Origin of the sequence: Streptomyces sp. NPDC007856, from assembly GCF_042868225.1 — a bacterium.
GTDB lineage: Bacteria > Actinomycetota > Actinomycetes > Streptomycetales > Streptomycetaceae > Streptomyces.
Map to the genome: position 1 here is coordinate 72,077 of NZ_JBIAEC010000019.1, position 18,886 is coordinate 90,962.

The following is an 18,886-nucleotide window of genomic DNA, read 5'->3' on the forward strand; positions in this document are numbered from 1 at the left end:
CCTGATCGGACCAGGGGTTTCCCGTCCCTACTCGGCACCCGAACACCTGACCTTTAGTCCGTGCTTGTCCGCATTTTTCGACGACCGTGTAACAGCGGTTAAAGATGGGATGGGGCGCGGGAATCCCGACGCCATGACGCACAACACCCCGCTCTCCCCCCGCCCCCTCAGCCACCTCTCCCAGGTCCACCGCCGGGTCCTGACGGAGGCTCAGCTCCGCTCCCGCGGAGTGACGGCGGCCGAGCTGACCGAGCAGTGCCGCCCCGGCGGACCCTGGCGGCAACTGCTGCCGAACGTGGTCCTCCTCCACCCCGGCCCTCCGACGAGCGAGGAGCGTCTGCACGGGGCGCTGCTGTACGCGGCCCGCGAGTCCGCGCCCGCCGTCCCGGCCCAGCCGACGGCCGAGGAACCGCACCGCCCGGTCTACGCCGACGCGGTGATCACGGGCCTCGCGGCCCTCACCCTCCACGGCTTCTCCGCCACCCCGCCGCTGCTCTCCCTGGACCACGTCGACGTCCTGGTCCCCCGCCTGCGTCGAGTGCGCTCCACGGGCTATGTCCGCATCCTGCGCACCCCCGACCTGCCCGCGCCCAACGGCGTGACGGGCCTGCCGGTGGCACCGGTGCCGCGGGCGCTGGCGGACGCGGTGGCGGAGCTGACGGACGCGGAGGCGGTACGGCGGCTGCTGACCGAGGCGGTGCGCGGCCGCCACTGCGAACCTGCCGCCGTCGTACGGGAGTTGACTCAGGCGAAGCTCCTGAAGCGCCCGCACGTGGTGGACGCGGTGGACTCGATCGTGGCGGAGGGCCGCTCGATCGCCGAGCACCGCCTGTACCGGATGGTCGGCGAGTACGGCCTGCCCGACCCGGTCTGGAACGTCGACCTGCGGCTGCCCGGCGGCCCGCACCTGGGCGGCCTGGACGCGTACTGGCCCGACCAGGCGGTGGCGGTGGAGCTGGACACCCGGGCGCCCCGCCAAGGCCATCGGCAGGACGACGACGCCCTCTGGTCCGAATACGCCCGCAAGCGCGAGCACCTGGAACGCCTCGGGATCACGGTCGTGTACATCACGCCGAGGAAGCTCAGGGACGCGATGGAGCAGCAGGCGGCGGTGGTCCGCACGGCCCTGATGGCCTCGGCCGACCGCGACCCGGCCGCGTATGTCGTGGTGCTTCCCCGGTAGTGACGGACCGGGAGGCATCGCGAGGGCCGGGGGGAGCCCTCAGGAGGGGAGAGGAGGGGCCACCGGGCGATTCCGGTGGCCCCTCCTCGTGCGTCCCGCCGCTTCACCCGAACGGACGAGCCGCGCGGGCGGCACGGGTCTGGCCACGAATGATGAGAGGTATGCGACACACCCGGACAGCCGCGTCGGCGGCGTCCCTCCTGCTCGCCACGGCCTGCCTCGTCGCCGCCCCCGAGACGGCACAGGCGGCGCCCCGTACGGCGGCCGTGGGCTTTGTGGCCCTCGGTGACTCCTACTCCGCCGGGCTCGGTGCCGGCGCCTATCTCCCCACCGGCACCAACTGCAAGCGCAGCGGCCGGGCGTACCCGGTGCTGTGGGCCTCGGCGCACAAGGTGGCGGCCTTCGCCTTCGCCGCGTGCAACCACGCCCGGACGAGCGACGTCCTGTCCGGCCAGCTCGGCAGGCTCGGCCCGGGCACCAGGCTGGTCACCCTCACCGTCGGCGGCACCGACGCGGGCTTCGTCGGCGTCATGACGACCTGCGCACTGGGTGGCACCTCCCGCTGTCTGTCGGCCGTCGCCGCCGCCCGCGCCACGGTGGACAGGTCCCTCGGGGACAGCCTCGACCGGCTCTACTCGGCCATCCGGGACCGGGCTCCCGCCGCCCGTGTCGTGGTGCTCGGCTATCCGCACATGTACCACCTCAGAGGCACCTGTGAGATCGGCCTCCAGGACACCGCGCGCGCCGCCATCAACGCCGGTGTGGACCACCTCGACGCGGTGATCGCCCGCCGCGCCGCCGCGCACGGGTTCGCCTTCGCCGACGTCAGGGCGGCCTTCGCCGGCCATGAGATCTGCTCCAGGACACCCTGGCTGCACAGCGTCGACCTGCTGGCCCCCACCGAGTCGTACCACCCCACGGCACCGGGCCAGCTGCTCGGCTACCTCCCGGCCCTCGACCGCGTCTCCTGACGGGGCCCTGACAGCCCTGGCCCTACGCTCTGGTTCATGTCTGCCGAATCCGTGACCCTGCGCCCGGTGAACGAGGACGATCTGCCCCTGCTGGAACGCTTCCTCAGCGAGCCCGAGACGGCGGGGCCCTTCCAGTGGTACGGGTACGCCGACCCACGGCGGTTCCGGCAGCGCTGGGCCGAGAACCGGCTGCTCGGTGAGGACGGCGGCCAGTTGATCGTCGCGGCCGGAACCGGGCCGCTGGGGTTCGTCGCCTGGCGCAAGGTCGTCGTCTCGGCCTCCACCTACTGCTGGAACATGGGCGCCCAGCTGCTGCCCGAGGCCCGTGGCCGGGGCATCGGCACCCGGGCCCAGCTACAGCTCGTCCGCTACCTCTTCGCCCACACCCCCGTGATGCGCATCGAGGCCGACACCGAGGCCGAGAACATCGCCGAGCAGCGGGCCCTGGAGAAGGCCGGGTTCACCCGCGAGGGCGTACTGCGGGGCATCGTCTTCCGGGACGGCCGGTGGCGCGACGGCGTCGCCTACAGCGTGCTGCGCCACGACCCGCTGCCCACCGACGTGTGAGGCGTACACCTCGTCGAGCAGGGTGGCGTAGGCCGCGATCATGCGGGTGCGGCTGAACCGCTCCCGGGCGGCCTCCAGGGCCGGGGCCAGTTCCGTACGGCCGGCGGCCGCCGCGGACCAGGCCAGCGCGATCGCGCCCGGGTCCGGCGGGGTGACGAAGCCGAGGCCCTCGACGATCGACGCACTGTCGCCGACGTCGGTCGTCACCGGGACCGCGCCGCACATCATGCCCTCGATCAGGCACAGCGGCGCCGCCTCGCCGGAGACGGAGGTCAGGGCGACGACGTCGGCGGTGGCGTAGACGGCCGGCATGTCGTGCCGTACGCCGAGCAGGTGCACCCGGTCGGCGAGGGAGGGCGCGTCCGCGAAGGCCTCGGCGAGGTCCGCGCGCAGCCCGGAGTTGCCGGGGGTCATCCCGGCACCGCACATCAGCACGTGCCCGCCGCCCTCCCGGGCCAGCCAGGCGCGGGCCGCCCGGAGCAGCAGGGGGACGTTCTTCATCGCGGCGTAGCGGGCCGCGAAGACGACCACCGGCGCCCGGTCCGCGATCCCGAGGGAGGCGCGCAGGGCGAGCCGTGCGGCCGGGTCCGGGCGGAAGCGGAGCAGGTCGACGCCGTTGGGGATGACGTGCAGCAGCCGGCCCGGGATGCCGGCGGCCTCGTAGGCGGCCCGGGTGGACTCGGCGCAGCACACGCACGCGGCCACCGTGCCGTCGGCGATGGCGGCCTTCAGCTCGTCGAGCGCGGGTCCCTGGTTCTCCGGGTCGGAGCGGTGCAGACAGACCACGACCGGGCGGCGGGGCAGGCCGGCCTGGTTGAGCAGGGCCAGCGGCTGCTCCTTCAGGGAGAGGATCACATCCGCTCCGGCCATCGACCGGGCCGTTTCGGCCAGCTCGGGCCCGCTGAAAACGTTCGCCGCGAGCGAGCCGTCCACGAGGCCTGCGCTGCGGCCGAGCGAGGTGACGCCGACCCCGCCGCCGGTGAGCCCCCGGTAGCAGTGGTCGTCCTCCATGCGCTGCCGGGTGGCCTCGCGATGGACCTCACCATGGATGCTGAGCACCTGGTGGGACTGGCCGCCCTCGGCCAGTCCCAGTACCACGTCGCTGTGCACGATCCGGGCTCCTCCGGAGAAGAAGCCCTCGTAGACCGAGAGCACACGCAGTCCGTGCCTCGCGCGCACGCGACCACCCGCCTTGCATAAATGATCGAGAAGATCGAGCCATCCCCGTCCAAAGCGGGTTAGCCGATATGAGGCGGTACGGACATTGCGTCCGCGTTAACACGGAATGACGTCGATGAAACGGTGACTAACAGAATTCCCCTTCGGCGACCGCGCGCCCGTCGCCGGCCCAGTCCCCGTTGGAATTGAGGGCGAGGGAATGCCGGCCGTCCTCGGTCGTGATCGCCATCGATACCGAGCCGTGGATGCCGCCGTCATGGCCCCACACCTGAACACCGCAGCTCAACGGGGTTTCCATGAGGCCGAGGCCATAGCGTCCCGGGTAAGAGGAGTCCTTGATCTCGACCGTGGTCTTCATTTCCTTCAGCTGGTGCGACGGAAGGATCTTCCCGCCGAGCAGGGCGCCGTAGAAGCGGTCGAGATCGGCGGAATTCGAGATCATTTCACCGGCCGCGGAGGCCAGGGACGGATTGAGGGCCGTCACGTCGTACACCGGACCCTTCGGGTCGGTGAATTTCGAGTAAGAGCGGCTGCTCGGGTGCGGGACGGTGACCGTCGTACCCGGCAGCGAGGTGGCCCTCAGGTGCAGCGGGCCGATGATGCGCCGGGTGATCTCGGTGGCGTACGCGTGTCCCGTCACCTTCTCGATCACCATGCCGGCCACGACGTAGTTGGTGTTGGAGTAGTGCCAGAAGGTGCCCGGCGCGAAGTCCGGCCTGTGGCGCATGGCGACGGCCACCAGCTCGCGCGGGGCGAGGGTGTCGTAGCGGTGCCGGCGGAAGCCGTCCTCGGTGAAGTAGGCGCGGTCGAAGCCCGCGTCCTCGGTGTAGTTGTAGATGCCGCTGGTGTGGTTGAGCAGCTGCCGTACGGTGATGTGCCGGCCGTCGTGACCGTGCCCGTGGACGACGCCCGGCAGCCACTTCTCCACCGTGTCGTCCAGCGACAGCCGGCCCTCCGCCTCCAGCTGGAGCAGGACGGTGGCGACGAAGGTCTTGGTGATGCTGCCGACGCGGTAGCGGTCGGCGGTGGAGCGCGGCCTGCCGGTGCCGAGGTCGCCCACGCCGGCGGTGGTGGACCAGGTGCCGTGGCTGTCCTCCGCGGTGGCGGTCACCCCGGGCACACCGGCCGCGACCAGCGCCTCGACGGCCTTGCGCGTGGCGGTGTGCCCGCCCTCGGGCCGGCCGCCGGTGGCCGCGACGGCAGGCGCCGCCAGGGCTCCGGCGAGCAGCAGGGCGGTGGCGCCCACCAGGGTCGTGCGTACACGCATGTCTTCCCCCAACCTGTGATGTCGGTGCGGTCGGGGGAAGAAACCGGTGCCGGATGCCCGAAGGTTGCCTGTCGCTCGGCCAGTTGACTGTCTTTCAGCCCTTTTTCAGCATCAGCTCGGTGTTCCGGTCGTCCGCGCTGCCCGCGAGGGCCTTGTTGGCGCCGGGGGCGTTGAAGGCCAGCTCGCGGTAGAGGGCGGCGAGGCCGGTCTGGGAGAGGTCGGCGAAGTCGGTGCGGTGCGGGGCGGCGGACTCGATCAGGGTGGTGAACACGGAGATCGTGCCGTCCTTGTTGTCCACCAGCTCGATGATGCGGGCCAGGTGGGGGTAGTCGACGTGGGAGGCGGTGGAGATCTCCCAGAAGGAGCGGCCGCCGGAGGCCTGGTGCGGGGTGATGACGTTCTTGTGGATGTGGCCGTTCACCCAGGCCAGCACGTTGGCGTGGGCGGACAGGACCGAGATCACCTCGGCGCCGCTGTGCCGCCTCTCGCCGGGGCGGGCCGGGTCGGGGCGGGTGTTGTCCATGGTCTTGCTGGTGTGGTGGCTGAAGAGGACGGCGTAGGACTTGTTGTCCTTCAGCGTCCTGTCCAGCCAGTTCAGCTGGGCGGTGCCGATGGAGCCCTCGTAGTGGCCGCCGGCGTCGGTGGTGTCGAGGCTGATGCCGATGACGTCGTCGGAGATGCGGAAGGCGTAGTACTGCGTGCCCGCGTCGAGGTTCGCCGAGGAGTAGCCGTGCCCGACCGGGCCGAGGCCCTGGTGGGCGGGGTCGAGGTGGGCCTTGAGGTAGTCGGCCTGGGTGTAGGGGGCGCGCTTCTCGTCCGGCGTGACCGAACGCATCGAGCGGGCGTGCGCCTTGAGGAAGTCCCGGTAGCCGGAGCCCTTGGGGTCCTTGGCGTTCTTGATGGCGTCCTGGAGCTTGTGGGCGTCGGCGGCGGAGACGCTGAACAGTTTCTTGCCGACGATGGCCGCCTCGGCGAGGTAGGGGTCGCCGTGGGAGCCGTAGCAGCCGAGCGGGAGGGCGTCGTGGTTGCCGACGGTGGAGTACCAGGGCAGCTTCAGGCCGGGGCTGCGCACCTCGCGGATCGCGGCGGCCAGGAAGCCCTTGAGCTGCGGGAAGCCGAGCGCCTTGTCGCCGTCGCGGAGGGCCGAGTCGGGCTGCCAGTACAGCTTCAGACCGCTGCTCTGCACACCCTCGTAGTGCTTGGGGTCACCGGAGTTGGGGGTGATCCGGCCTCCGCTCATCACCTTCATGAACCACTCCAGTTCGGAGTGGGCGTTGTTGTCGGTGTTGTCGCCGGTGGTCATGACGAAGTGGAGCGGGGCGCCGGTGACGGGGGCGCCCCTGAGGGCGTTGACCCGCTCGACGAGCGAGACGGCGCCGGGCACGGTGAGCGCCTCGTGCGGACGCCAGGAGTGCACGTCGCGGGAGCGCATGTACTCGAGGCGCAGCGGGTGCTGGACGTCCTGCAGATGCAGGTCCGTGAACTGCACGAACGCGGCGAGAGCGGTACGGCGGCCCGCCCTGCCCGACTTGGGCGCGGCCAGCTCGCCGCGCACCACCCGGCCCCAGCCCGGGCCGTCGCCGAGCCGCCGGTAGCCGGAGCTGTTCCGGGGTGCGGCCACGGAGGCGAGGGTCGTGCCCTTGGTGTAGGGGGCGAGCGCGGCCGCCGCGGCGGCCTGCCGGGACTGCGCGACCGGTGCCTCGGTGGTGGCGGCCTGGCTGTCGGTGGGGCGGAGGACGTAGCCGACGCCCGCGGAGAGCGAGACCGCTCCGGCGGCGGCGAGGACGGTACGGCGGTTGACCTCCAGGGCGGAGGCGGCGACAGAGCGTATGCGCGACATTGGCGCGATCTCCCCGAGTGCGAACGCGTCGGCAGTGGTCGCGGGTCGTCGCTCGCGCGAACAGCCCGCTCGCTCTGGATCGTTGGCACCGGGGGTGACCTGCGCGTGTACGCGGCGGCAACGCGCAGCGCCGATCACCGGACGTGGATCACGGGGTACCGGTCGCGACCATGGGGTGGATTGCGGGCCGCCGGGGTGCGGTCACTCCTCGTTCATCTCCTGGGGTACGGGAGGGGTCTCGGCGGTGAGACGACCGTTCGCGGGGCGTTCCCGCCAGAGCCGCAGCGCGCGGTCGACCAGGGGCACCCGGTTCAGGTCCGGTACGACCGAGAGGTCCCGCCACGCGGCGAAATCGGTGGAGCCGCCGATCTCGTAGCGGAGTTCACCGCCGACGACCTCTCCTTCGTACACGAGACGCAGGGCGTGGTGGTCGGTACGACGACGGTGGCGGCGCCGGGCCAGGGCCGGCCGGAACGAGTCCACGCCGAGGAGACCGGTCACCTGGATGCGGTAACCGGTCTCCTCCATGACCTCGCGGCGGACGGTGTCGTACGGGTCCTCGCCGTGCTCCATGCCGCCACCTGGCAGCACCCACTCGGGGACTCCGCCGGGCCCGGGTGAGCGGGCCAGGAGGATCTGTCCGTCACGGACGCACACGGCGTAGGCCGCCACCCTCAAGTTCCGTCGCATTCCTTGGACGTTAGCCCGGAACGTCCGGGTTCGCCGGTGAATATTCGGGGGCGGACCAGCGCAGCGGCAGGGCGGCCGGGGTCCACAGGGCCTCGGTGAGGGTGAAGCGGACCTTGCGCTCGCCGGCCGCCGTGAACTCGGTGTGCGCCTCGCCGGTGAGCTGGAGGGTGGTGCCGGTGGTCCAGTCGAGGAAGAGCAGTCCGGCGCGGGGGTTGCCGCGCAGATTGCCGAGGGTGAGGAACATGGCGTTGCCGGGGTAGTCCGGCCAGGTCAGCCGGTGCGGCGAGGTGACCTGGACGAAACCGGGGTTGCCGCCGCGGTGGCTGACGTCGGCTCCGCCGGGGTGTGCGGTGGCCATGAAGAAGGTGTCGGCCGAGCCGATGAACTCCGTTGCTCGCGGGTCGAGTTCGGTCAGCCTGTGAGGGCTGCCCGGGGTGCGGTCGGCGAGTGTCTCGTACGAGTTCCTGCGCTGGATGTACTTGGGGCAGTTGGAGAACACCTGGTCGGCCTGGACGGCGAACCCGCGGGCGGTCGGTCGCAGCCGGCCGTTGAGGCGCATGCGGCGGCGGGTGCGGGGGTCCAGGGCGATGGTTCCGATATGGGTGCCCTGGCTTTTCAGCGCCACGGTGAGTGGGTCGCTGATGTCGGTGTGCGGGTGCGGGTCGTCGTTGGTTGCTCGCGCAGTTCCCCGCGCCCCTTCAGGCCGGCTGCCCGTCCCCCCGTCAGATCCTTGCCCGGTTCCAGTCACAACCGACATCTGCCTCGGGCCCGTCGCCCGGACGAAACCCGGTGTCCCCGTGAGGGCCGACGCCCACACCCTCCCCGTCCCCGGGTCCGCCGCTCCCACCACCAGCAGGGGCTGGAGTTCCAGGAAGGCCGCCGCGATCGGCTTGATGTCCTGGCCGAGGGAGCGGCCCACGTGGTCGGCGCGGTCGCGGACGCCCAGCAGTTCCTGCACGGCGAGCGAGCCCGCGTGATAGGTGCCCATGGCTAGAAGAAACCGCAGGTCGGGGCGTCCGAGTGGGGTGCCGGGGCGCCGTCGGGGCCGAGGGGGGCGGCGATCTCCAGGCGGATGCCGTCCGGGTCGTGGAAGAAGATCCCGCCGGAGGTGCCGCCCTCGCGGTGGGCGACCACGCCGTCGTAGGCGAAGTCCGCTCCGGCGGCACGCAGCGCGGTCTCGTACTCCCGGACGCGGTCGATGGAGTCGGCCGTGAAGGCGAGGTGGTGCAGCCCGGGGCGGGCGCCGTCGTACGCCCCCTGCGCCTGCTGCCAGAGGGTGACGAGCGGGGCGCCGCCGGCCTCCCCCAGCATCGCCCAGCGCTGGTCGTCCTCCTTGCCCTCGGCGAGCACGGCGAAGCCGAGGAGGTCGCGGTAGAAGGCCAGCGAGCGGTCGAGGTCGGTGACGTTCAGACCGGTGTGCGCGATGCGCGGGGCCATGGCTCTTCCCTTCGAGATGTCTAACCGTTGTTATTGAGGTTAGACGGTTAGAGATGGATCGGTCAACCGCTCACGTACCCTTGAATGGTTAGACGAGAAGGAGTGCCCGATGCCCATCGCCCGCGACCCCCGCCCGCTCACCGGCGAGCCCCTCGCGCTCGACCTGCTCAACACCCGGTGGAACCGGGAAGGCGTGACCCAGGACCTGCTCGACGGCACCGACGGCCTGGCGGTGTGGCTGGCGAGCAACGGGCTGGCCGGGGACCACGCGGCCGACCCGGAGGTGCTGGAGCATCTGCACGAGGCGCGCGAGGCGCTCAAGGCCGCGGTCGACGGGACACCGGCGCAGGCCGCGCCGCTCGTGGACGCCGTACTGGCGCACGGGCGGATCCGGGCCCGGCTGACCGCCGACGGCCCCGCCGAGGAAGCGGAGTTCGCCGATCCGTCGTGGGGGCCGGCCTGGCTCGCCGCCCGCAGCTATCTGGACCTGATCACCCGGGCCCCGGAGCGCATCCGGACCTGCGCCGGCGGCAGTTGCATCCTGCACTTCTTCGACACGTCCCGGAACGGCACCCGCCGCTGGTGCTCGATGGCCGCGTGCGGCAACCGCGCGAAGGCGTCCCGGCATTACGCGCGCTTGAAGGAAAACTGACGGCATCACCGGCCATACGGGGCGAACAGCCACATAGACATCGCGGGTTTTCCCCATACGTCGATATCGATTCGGTCAACGATCCCCAAAGGACTGTCCCTTGGGTAAAGCTGAGCGCTCTCGTCCGCTCAATTCCTTTACCTGAGGGATGCCGATGACCCACACGCCCGAGCGTGATCCCATACCCGGTCCGAGACGCCTGGCCCGCATGGCCGTGGCCGTGGGCGTGGTGGCCGCCCTGTCCGCGGCCGGGCCCATACCCCTGGCCCTCGCCGCGGACGCTCCGCCCATCCCGGCCGTCGACTCCGGCGTCAAGTCCGCCCACGACAAGCTCGGTTCGGACGACGCCGAGCTGCTCGCCGACGCCAAGGCCGCCGGTGACAAGAACGTCACGATGATGATCGCGACCGCCCCGGGACAGACCGAGCAGGTCGCCGAGGAGCTGGACGCGGTCAAGGGCGGCTCGGTGGGCCGTACCTACGACAAGCTCGGTTACGTCCGCGCCACCGTGCCGACGGACCGGGCCGACGCCGCGATCAGGGCCGCCGCCAAGCTCTCCTCGGTGCACGCCATCGACCTCAAGCAGGAGATCCCGCTCGACGACCCGGCGCCGAACGGCACCAACACCGCTTCGGTCACCGGCACTTATCCCGGTCCCGGCAAGAACACCCCGGCGAAGAACCCGTACAACCCCTCCTTCGAGACCGGCGCCGTCGACTTCGTCCAGGACCACCCGAAGTGGGACGGCCGGGGCATCACCATCGGCATCCTCGACTCCGGCGTCGACCTGGGCCACCCGGCACTGCAGAAGACCACCACCGGCGAGCGGAAGATCGTCGACTGGGTGACCTCGACCGACCCGATCGTGGACGGCGACGCCACCTGGCGGCCGATGGTCACCGCCGTCTCCGGGCCGGGCTTCTCCTACGGCGGTGCGAGCTGGACGGCGCCCTCGGGCTCCTACGAGATCAGCACCTTCAAGGAGTCCGCCACCACCGGCGGCGACGAGAAGGGCGACCTGAACCGGGACGGCGACACCACCGACAGCTGGGGCGTGCTGTACGACCCGGCGGCCGGCACGGTCACCATCGACCTCGACAGCGACCACGACTTCACCGACGACACCCCGATGAAGCCGTACAAGGACGGCTACCAGATCGGGTACTTCGGCACCGACGACCCGAAGACCGACGTCGCCGAGCGGGTGCCGTTCGTCGTGCAGATCCGCAAGGACGTGCCGATGGACCCGTACGGCGGGTCCTGGGTCGGCAAGAAGGCGGACTTCGTCAACATCGGGGTCATCGAGTCCGAGCACGGCACGCACGTCGCCGGCATCACCGCCGCGAACGGCCTGTTCGGCGGCGCGATGAACGGCGCGGCCCCCGGCGCGAAGATCGTCTCCTCCCGCGCCTGCACCTGGACCGGCGGCTGCACCAACGTGGCCCTCACCGAGGGCATGATCGACCTCGTCGCGAACCGCGGTGTCGACATCGTCAACATGTCGATCGGTGGCCTGCCTGCGCTGAACGACGGCAACAACGCGCGCGCCGAGCTCTACACCCGGCTCATCGACACCTACGGCGTCCAGCTCGTGATCTCCGCGGGCAACTCCGGGCCCGGCGCCAACACGATCGGTGACCCGGGTCTGGCCGACAAGGTGATCTCGGTCGGCGCGGCCATCTCCAAGGAGACCTGGGCCGCGAACTACGGCTCGGCCGTGGAGAAGAAGTACCAGATGATGCCGTTCTCCTCGCGCGGCCCGCGCGAGGACGGCGGCTTCACCCCGACGCTGGTCGCACCCGGCGCCGCGATCAACTCGACCCAGACCTGGCTGCCCGGCTCGCCGGTCGCCGAGGCGGGCTACTCGCTGCCGGCCGGCTACTCCATGCTCCAGGGCACCTCGATGGCCTCCCCGCAGGCGACGGGAGCTTCGGCGCTGCTGCTGTCGGCCGCCAGGCAGAAGGGCATCGGCCTGACGCCGGCCGGGCTGCGTACGGCGCTCACGTCAACGGCCCATCACATCAAGGGCGTTCAGGCCTATGACGAAGGCGCGGGTCTGATCGACATCGTGGACGCCTGGGAGTCGGTCAAGGACGGCGCCTCCGCGCACGACTACACCGTCAAGGCGCCCGTCGACACCGCGCTCGACCAGGCGTTGGAGAACCCGGGCTACGGCACCGGCCTGTACGACCGCGAGGGCGGTCTGAAGGCCGGCGACAAGAAGACGTACGACGTCACCATCACCCGTACCTCCGGCCCGGACCGGGCCGTGTGGCACGAGCTGAGCTTCGAGAACAACGCCGGCGGTACGTTCCGGCTCCTCGGCGGCGACCTCGTGCGGCTGCCGCTGAACCAGCCGGTGACCGTGAAGGTGCAGGCGGCCCCGGGGTCGGCGGGCATCAAGAGCGCGATCCTGGAGGTCGACGACCCGTTCACGGAGGGGATCGACAAGCAGATCCTCACCACCGTCGTGGTCTCCACCCCGGTGCACCACACCTACACCGCGACGGACTCGGTGCAGCGCAACAGCACCCGGTCGTACTTCCTGACCGTGCCCGAGGGCGCGAAGTCGCTGGAGGTGGCGATCGACGGACTGAAGGACAAGAGCCAGACCCGTTTCATCGCCATCCACCCGTACGGCGTCCCGGTCGACAACACCGGCACCCCGTACTGCTACCCGAACTACCTGGACGGCAACGGCTGCAAGCCCGACGTGCGCTCCTACGCCGACCCGCAGCCGGGCGTCTGGGAGGTGGAGGTGGAGTCCCGCCGTACGTCCCCGTTGCTGGACAACCCGTACACGCTGAACGTCTCCGTCCTCGGCGCGGCGTTCGACCCGGAGACCGTGACCGTGCCCGAGGCGAAGGCGGGCAGCCCGGCCGCCGTCACCTGGAAGGTGACCAACCGGTACGCGGCCCTGGACGGCAGGCTGGTCGGCGGCCCGCTCGGTTCGGCCAAGACGGCCCGCCCGGCCATCAAGCAGGGCGAGACCCAGACCACCACGGTCGACGTCCCGGCCGGCGCCACCTCGCTCGACGTCGCCATCGGGGGCGTCTCGGACCAGGCGGCCGACCTCGACCTGACGGTGTACGACGCGAGCGGCAAGCAGGTCGCCCAGTCCGCCGACGGCGACTCGGAGGAGGCGGTGTCCATCCCGTCCCCGGCCGCCGGCACGTACACCATCAAGGTCGTCGGCTACTCCGTCCCGTCGGGGGCGACCGACTACGACTACCGGGACGTGTTCTTCTCCCCCACGCTCGGCAGCGTCGGCGTCGACGGCTCGACTCCGGTCAAGCTCGGCACGGGCGACTCGGCCACGGTCGGCGGACAGGTCACGGCCGCCGCCGAGGCCCCGGCCGGCCGTGAGTTCTTCGGCCGGGTCCAGCTGGTGAACGCGCGCGGCACGGTCGCGGGCACCGGCAGCGTGAAGATCGAGAAGGTCACGCCGTAACGGAGCGGCTGGATTGAGGGGCGGGTGTCCGGTCGGGCACCCGCCCCTCACGGCCTGTCGGTGGGTGCCTCCTCGGCGGGGCAGGTCAGGTGCCGGGACTTGGGCAGCGCCTCGGTGATCCAGGCGCGGTTGACGGAGACACGGGTGTCGCCGACGGCCCACAGGCTCGCGTTCTGCTGTCCCGTGCCGACCTGGACGAGGACGTGCTGGCCCGTGCGCGGGGCCGGCTTCGCGCCGCCGTCGAGCAGAAAGCCGACCCGGGCCGCTCCGTGCGGGGGCTGGTACGCGGGCTTGTAGGAGCGGATCACGGTCAGTGTGATCCGGCTCCACGGGGACAGCTTCTGCGGTTCCACCGCGGTCACGGTGCCCTCCACGACCAGCCTGGAGCAGGCCAGGTCGAGTTCGGGGTCGGAGGGCCGCCCGCCGTCCCCGGAGTGCTTCGCCGCGGAATCGCCCGCGGTCTTGGCCGTGGAGGTGGCGCTGTTGTCGTCCGAGGCACCCGAGTGCGTCACCAACCAGCCCAAGCCGGCGACCACCGCGAAGGCGGTCGCCCCGGCGAGCGAGCCGAACGCGATCCGCAGGGCCCGGCGCGGTCCGGAGGGCCGGCCGGGGCGCGCGGGCCGCGGGGGGCGGCGCCCGGCACGCACCGGTCGCGCGACTCCGCGAGGCCGCGGCTCCGGCCGGGGACTCCCTTCGGGCGCTGCCTCGATCTCCGTCGCCCGCTCCCCGGTCAGCGCCTCCGCCAGCCAGGTCAGCTGCTCCTTCAGCACCGCCACATCAGCCTCGGCCGCCCGGTGTTCGGCGAGGAAGCCGGGGTCCCGGAGGGCCTCCTCGGTCAGCGGTTCCCCGGTGACGGCGGCCATCAACGCGTCCATGCCGCCGTACTCCCCCGCGCTTTCGTGTCCGGCGGTCACGTCACACCACCTCGTCCTCGTGCAGACGGGCGCGCAGGGCGCGGACCGCCGTGTGCAGCCTGCTCTTGACCGTGCCCTCGGGGATGCCCAGCTCCTCGGCGATGGCCCGGACGGGGAGGTCGGCGAAGAAGCGCAGCACGACCACCTGCCGCTGGGCGGCGGGCAGTTCGTCCAGGCCCTGGGCGACGGCGAGGGAGAGCAGGCTGGTCTCCTCGCCGGAGGGGTGCGCGGGCTCGCGGAGCGCGGCCAGCCGCTCCCCCAGCCGGTCCCGGCGCCGCTTGGCCCGGTGCCAGTCCATGGCGAGGTTGGAGGCGACCACCGCCGCCCACGCCGACACGTCCCGCGGCGCCTCCCGCCCGCTCGCGGTCCGCTCCAGCAGCCGCAGCCGGACCTGCTGCACCCCGTCCGGCAGGTCCGACTGCGGCACCCCGCCGAGCGCGAGCACCGCCCGCACCCGGCGTTCCTGGGCCGCGTCCAGCGGATCGTCACCGGCACGGCCCGTACGGTCCGTACCGGCGGCGTACGCCCCCGGATCGCGGCGCGCCCCTCCGCGCAGCACAGGCCACCCCCTCACGCGTTTGCCCCTACGACGCGGCAGCGGGCCGAAACGTTCGGACCGGTTTCCGGCGGTCCGCAGAGGCGTACGTCACATCGCCGTATGGCCGGAAACCGTACGGGCAGGCACGGGACAGCACGGCTTGCGGCCCGGGCGCCCGGCGGAGGGAATTTCTCCAGCTCAGCGAGGTGTTCGATGGAGGTACGGAACCGTCCGCCGGGTGATCGTGTCCCACTCCTCGGGCACGCCGCGCAAAGAATTGGACAGGTGGACCGGGGTCGGCCGCATGATGGAAAAGCCCCGGTCATGCACGAGACACAAAGAGGGAGTCACTGTGAGGGTCGGAATCGTCGGAGCCACCGGTCAGGTCGGCACGGTCATGCGCAGGATCCTCACGGAACGCGACTTCCCGGTGACCCAGCTGCGCCTGTTCGCCTCGGCGCGCTCGGCCGGCACCGTGCTGGACGGGGTGACGGTGGAGGACGCGGCGACCGCCGACTACACCGGCCTTGACATCGTGCTGTTCTCCGCGGGCGGCGCGACCTCCAAGGCGCTGGCCGAGAAGGTTGCCTCCCAGGGCGCCGTGGTGATCGACAACTCCTCCGCCTGGCGCCGGGACCCGGACGTACCCCTGGTCGTCTCCGAGGTGAACCCGCACGCGGTCGCCGACCGCCCCAAGGGCATCATCGCCAACCCGAACTGCACCACGATGGCCGCGATGCCCGCGCTGAAGGTGCTGCACGAGGAGGCGGGCCTTCAGGCGCTGGTCGTCGCCACCTACCAGGCGGTGTCCGGCTCGGGTCTCGCGGGCGTCGCCGAGCTGCACGGCCAGGCGCAGAAGGTGGTCGCGGACGCCGACAAGCTGACCCACGACGGCGCGGCGGTCGACTTCCCCGAGCCGCAGGTCTACAAGCGGCCGATCGCCTTCAACGTGGTGCCGCTGGCGGGCAACATCGTCGACGACGGTCTGAACGAGACGGACGAGGAGCAGAAGCTGCGCCACGAGTCCCGCAAGATCCTGGAGATCCCTGACCTGCTGGTCTCCGGCACCTGCGTCCGCGTGCCCGTCTTCTCCGGCCACTCCCTCCAGGTCAACGCCCGCTTCGCCCGCCCGGTCTCCCCGGAGCGCGCGACCGAGCTGCTCGCCGGGGCCCCGGGCGTCGCCCTCTCCGACATCCCGACCCCGCTGCAGGCGGCCGGCCAGGACCCGTCGTACGTCGGCCGCATCCGCCGTGACGAGACGGTGGACAACGGCCTCGCCCTGTTCATCTCCAACGACAACCTCCGCAAGGGCGCCGCGCTGAACGCGGTCCAGATCGCCGAGCTGGTGGCGGCGGAGCTGTCCGCGAAGTAGGTCAGCCGTACCGGGGCGGTCACCGTGGTGTGGCCGCCCCTTTCCGTTGTCGCGGTGCTGGTGGAGACGGCGCCGGTGCGCGAGGATCGCTGACCCGGAGTCCTGGGCGGGAGGTGGGCGTGGACACGTGCGCGGCCTGTGGCGGCCCCCTTCCGGCGCGGGCGGGGCGCCGGGGCCGTAGCTCGGTGTACTGCTCGGCGGCGTGCCGGCAGAAGGCGTACCGGGAGCGGCGTGGCGGGGACGGCGGTCTGGAGGAACTGCTCGACACCGTCGGGCGGCAGGCGCGGGACCTGGTGCCGAGGCCCGCCTCGGTGCTCTACACCGGGGTCACCGAACTCTCCGCGTCCGTCGCCCGGCTGCGGCGCATCGCGCGGATCGCGCACGAGGCCGCAACGGTTTCCGTCACCCCGGTCGCCGTTACGGAAACCGAAGGGGATCGCGTCACGCCGGTCGCCGTTACGGAGGCCGCGGGTCTCCTGGACGAGACCGCCTTCGCCGCGCTCACCGAATCGCACCGCCGGGAGATCCGCGCCCACTGCTACCGCATGACCGGCTCCTACGACGACGCCGAGGACCTGGTCCAGGAGACGTTCCTGCGGGCCTGGCGGGCCCGGACCGGCTATCAGGGCCGGGCGAGCGCCCGTACCTGGCTGTACCGCATCGCGACCAACGCCTGCCTGGACTTCCAGCGCCGTACCGCCCGCCGCCCGCAGGCTTACGAGCCGCTGCCCGGCATGGACCACGGCCCCGGCGAGCCACCGGCCCGTATCACCTGGCTCCAGCCGTACCCGGACGACGAGCTGCCGGAGAGCGCCGCGGAGTCGCGCGAGACCGTCGAGCTGGTCCTGCTGGCCGCGCTGCAGCACCTGCCGGCCCGGCAGCGGGCCGCGCTCGTCCTGCGTGACCTGCTCGGGCTCACCGCCGCCGAGACCGCGCAGGCCCTCGACACCTCCGTGGCCTCGGTCAACAGCGCGCTGCAACGCGCCCGTCCGGCCCTGCGCGAATGTCTGCCCGCGAGCCGTACGGACTGGACGGCCGACCCGCCGACGGACGACCAGCGAGCCGCGCTCCAGCGGTACATGGCGGCCGCCGAGCGGCTCGACTTCGACGCGATGGCCGAGCTGCTGGCGGCGGACGTCACGCTGACGATGCCGCCCAACCCGTTCTGGTTCACCGGCCGCGAGGCGCTGCTCGCCTTCCTCCGCCCGAGCCTCGACCCGGCGTCGCCGATGTTCCTCGGCCACTGGCGCCACCTGCCCACCCACGCCAACGGGCAACTCGCGGCCGGGGGTTACGTCCGCCGCCCCGGTACGAACGTCTACCGCGCCCAGGTCCTGGACGTGCTCCACTTCGACGCCGCGGGCCGCGTCGCGGAGATCACCTCCTTCGAACCGCATCTGTTCGAGGCGTTCGGACTGCCGCTGCGGCTGTGAGCGATGAGCGCCGGGGGTGCCGTACGTCTGCATCGGTGAAACGGACACCACTTCCCAAGGAGTTCACCATGCTGCTCACCGACAGGACCGCGATCGTCTACGGCGCCGGCGGCTCGATCGGTTCCGCGGTGGCCCGCGCCTTCGCCCGCGAGGGCGCCCGGGTGCACCTCGTGGGCCGCACCCGGGAGACGCTGGAGGCGGCGGCCGCCGACCTCAAGGACGCCGAGGTCGCCGTCGTGGACGCCCTCGACGAGGCGGCGGTGGAGGAGCACGCGGCCCGGGTCGGCAGGATCGACATCTCCTTCAACCTCGTCAGCCGCGGCGATGTGCAGGGCGCCCCGCTCACCGAGATGCCCGTGGACGACTTCCTGCGGCCGGTGATCAACGGCACCCGCGCCAACTTCCTCACCGCCCGCGCCGCCGCCCGCCGCATGGCCGAGCAGGGCTCCGGTGTGATCCTCACCCTCGACAGCGGTTCCGCGCACGGCAGTCCGATGATGGGCGGCACGGGACCGGCCGATGCCGCGATCGACACGCTCGTCCGGAATCTGGCGATCGAGCTGGGTCCGCGCGGGGTACGGGCCGTGGGGCTGTGGGCGGCCGGGGTGCCCGAGACGTTCACCGTCGAGAAGCTGTCCGCCGTCAACCCGGCGATCGACGAGGCCGCCGTCCAGGGCATCGTCGACAACCTCGCGACGATGCGCATGACCCGCCGCAACCCCACCCTCGCCGAGGTCGCCGCCACCGCCGTCTTCCTCGCCTCCGACCAGGCGGCCGGCATCACCGGCACCTTCGTCAACGTCACCGGGGGGATGGTCGCTCGCTGAGCACGGCCGGGGACACCCTCGGTCGATGTCGAACCGGGCGGTAGCAGCCGGAGCCTCAGCCCCGTCGCACCTCGTACAGAAAGCACCCGTACTCCACCGCCCGCACGTGCACCACCGCCACCTCCGGGTCGGCGAAGGCCTCGGTGAGGGCGGACGGGAAGTCGGCGTCTGTCAGGCGGCCGCCCAGGATCCGGCCGTCGGCCGAGTAGCGGCGCAGCACCCGGTGGGCGTTCGTGAAGGGCAGGGCCGCCGGGTCGGCCGGACCCGGGCAGTCGGCGGCGTGGATGAAGACCGGGCCCTGCTCGTCGTACGCCCCGGGATCGGCGCCCGTCTCGGCCGCCCAGCGGCGCAGCGGCGCGTACGACACCAGGGCGATCCGCTCGCCGGGCTCGCTGCGGCGCAGGCAGCAGCGCAGCGGGGCGCTGCCCTCCTCGTCGGTGACGGGGGCCGGGGGGCGGCCCGCGTCGTCGGCGGTCCGCAGCTCCTTGAGAACCCGGGGCTGAATGGGACGTGCGATGTGTGTCGTCGTGTCCGTCGTCGTCATGCCTCCAGCGTCCCGCCGCGA

General features: G+C 72.0%; 16 protein-coding genes and 1 pseudogene. 8 read left to right on the forward strand and 9 right to left on the reverse strand.

Annotation, left to right across the window (positions count from 1 at the left end; genetic code table 11):
* Nucleotides 1–133 precede the first annotated feature (133 nt).
* From ACFYOH_RS35720 to ACFYOH_RS35730, 3 genes and pseudogenes are all read left to right on the forward strand, one after another.
* Nucleotides 134–1,183, forward strand: a complete 1,050-nt coding sequence (locus ACFYOH_RS35720) for a hypothetical protein (protein WP_388634594.1) — start codon at nucleotides 134–136, stop codon at nucleotides 1,181–1,183.
* Between the two features lie 161 nt (nucleotides 1,184–1,344).
* A complete protein-coding gene (locus ACFYOH_RS35725; RefSeq protein ID WP_388634596.1) occupies nucleotides 1,345–2,154 on the forward strand; it encodes an SGNH/GDSL hydrolase family protein in 810 nt (269 codons plus the stop codon).
* 36 nt (nucleotides 2,155–2,190) lie between these two features.
* Nucleotides 2,191–2,559: pseudogene (locus tag ACFYOH_RS35730) on the forward strand (GNAT family N-acetyltransferase); the annotation flags it as partial.
* Here the strand turns inward: ACFYOH_RS35730 and ACFYOH_RS35735 are convergent.
* From ACFYOH_RS35735 to ACFYOH_RS35760, 6 genes are all read right to left on the reverse strand, one after another.
* Nucleotides 2,509–3,876, reverse strand: coding sequence for a glycosyltransferase (locus ACFYOH_RS35735; RefSeq protein ID WP_388634760.1), 1,368 nt, complete (start codon nucleotides 3,874–3,876; stop codon nucleotides 2,509–2,511). The pseudogene ACFYOH_RS35730 and the gene ACFYOH_RS35735 overlap by 51 nt on opposite strands.
* Before the next feature lie 151 nt (nucleotides 3,877–4,027).
* On the reverse strand, nucleotides 4,028–5,167 hold the full coding sequence (locus ACFYOH_RS35740; RefSeq protein WP_388634598.1) for a serine hydrolase domain-containing protein: 1,140 nt from the start codon (nucleotides 5,165–5,167) through the stop codon (nucleotides 4,028–4,030).
* Nucleotides 5,168–5,261: 94 nt separating this feature from the next.
* Complete coding sequence (locus ACFYOH_RS35745) at nucleotides 5,262–7,007, reverse strand: TIGR03767 family metallophosphoesterase (RefSeq protein ID WP_388634600.1); 1,746 nt, start codon at nucleotides 7,005–7,007, stop codon at nucleotides 5,262–5,264.
* A gap of 201 nt (nucleotides 7,008–7,208) precedes the next feature.
* Nucleotides 7,209–7,697 carry an NUDIX hydrolase gene (locus tag ACFYOH_RS35750; protein ID WP_388634602.1) on the reverse strand — a complete coding sequence of 163 codons (489 nt, stop codon included), beginning with the start codon at nucleotides 7,695–7,697 and terminating at the stop codon, nucleotides 7,209–7,211.
* A gap of 10 nt (nucleotides 7,698–7,707) precedes the next feature.
* Nucleotides 7,708–8,685 carry a pyridoxamine 5'-phosphate oxidase family protein gene (locus ACFYOH_RS35755; RefSeq protein WP_388634604.1) on the reverse strand — a complete coding sequence of 326 codons (978 nt, stop codon included), beginning with the start codon at nucleotides 8,683–8,685 and terminating at the stop codon, nucleotides 7,708–7,710.
* Nucleotides 8,686–8,687: 2 nt separating this feature from the next.
* Nucleotides 8,688–9,134 (reverse strand): VOC family protein, encoded by a 447-nt coding sequence (locus tag ACFYOH_RS35760; protein ID WP_388634606.1) that lies wholly within the window; start codon nucleotides 9,132–9,134, stop codon nucleotides 8,688–8,690.
* Between the two features lie 109 nt (nucleotides 9,135–9,243).
* Between ACFYOH_RS35760 and ACFYOH_RS35765 the strand changes: the two genes are divergently transcribed.
* Together ACFYOH_RS35765 and ACFYOH_RS35770 are read left to right on the forward strand one after the other, a co-directional pair.
* The gene (locus tag ACFYOH_RS35765) at nucleotides 9,244–9,786 is read left to right on the forward strand and encodes a CGNR zinc finger domain-containing protein (protein WP_388634608.1); all 543 of its coding nucleotides are present in this window, start codon (nucleotides 9,244–9,246) and stop codon (nucleotides 9,784–9,786) included.
* A gap of 154 nt (nucleotides 9,787–9,940) precedes the next feature.
* Complete coding sequence (locus ACFYOH_RS35770) at nucleotides 9,941–13,237, forward strand: S8 family serine peptidase (RefSeq protein ID WP_388634610.1); 3,297 nt, start codon at nucleotides 9,941–9,943, stop codon at nucleotides 13,235–13,237.
* Between the two features lie 47 nt (nucleotides 13,238–13,284).
* Here the strand turns inward: ACFYOH_RS35770 and ACFYOH_RS35775 are convergent, their stop codons facing one another.
* Both ACFYOH_RS35775 and ACFYOH_RS35780 read right to left on the reverse strand, forming a co-directional pair.
* Nucleotides 13,285–14,151, reverse strand: coding sequence for a hypothetical protein (locus tag ACFYOH_RS35775; protein ID WP_388634612.1), 867 nt, complete (start codon nucleotides 14,149–14,151; stop codon nucleotides 13,285–13,287).
* 1 nt (nucleotide 14,152) lies between these two features.
* Complete coding sequence (locus tag ACFYOH_RS35780) at nucleotides 14,153–14,710, reverse strand: sigma-70 family RNA polymerase sigma factor (RefSeq protein ID WP_388634762.1); 558 nt, start codon at nucleotides 14,708–14,710, stop codon at nucleotides 14,153–14,155.
* A 331-nt stretch (nucleotides 14,711–15,041) separates the two neighbouring features.
* Here ACFYOH_RS35780 and ACFYOH_RS35785 point away from each other — a divergent pair, with 331 nt between their 5' ends.
* The 3 genes from ACFYOH_RS35785 (at nucleotide 15,042) to ACFYOH_RS35795 (ending at nucleotide 18,321) form a co-directional block, all read left to right on the forward strand.
* Nucleotides 15,042–16,061 carry an aspartate-semialdehyde dehydrogenase gene (locus ACFYOH_RS35785; protein ID WP_388634614.1) on the forward strand — a complete coding sequence of 340 codons (1,020 nt, stop codon included), beginning with the start codon at nucleotides 15,042–15,044 and terminating at the stop codon, nucleotides 16,059–16,061.
* Between the two features lie 113 nt (nucleotides 16,062–16,174).
* Nucleotides 16,175–17,494, forward strand: a complete 1,320-nt coding sequence (locus ACFYOH_RS35790; protein ID WP_388634616.1) for an RNA polymerase subunit sigma-70 — start codon at nucleotides 16,175–16,177, stop codon at nucleotides 17,492–17,494.
* Between the two features lie 68 nt (nucleotides 17,495–17,562).
* Nucleotides 17,563–18,321, forward strand: a complete 759-nt coding sequence (locus ACFYOH_RS35795; protein ID WP_388634618.1) for an SDR family NAD(P)-dependent oxidoreductase — start codon at nucleotides 17,563–17,565, stop codon at nucleotides 18,319–18,321.
* Nucleotides 18,322–18,376: 55 nt separating this feature from the next.
* Here the strand turns inward: ACFYOH_RS35795 and ACFYOH_RS35800 are convergent, their stop codons facing one another.
* Nucleotides 18,377–18,865: a DUF1203 domain-containing protein gene (locus ACFYOH_RS35800; RefSeq protein ID WP_388634620.1), complete on the reverse strand. Its 489-nt coding sequence runs from the start codon at nucleotides 18,863–18,865 to the stop codon at nucleotides 18,377–18,379.
* Nucleotides 18,866–18,886 lie beyond the last annotated feature (21 nt).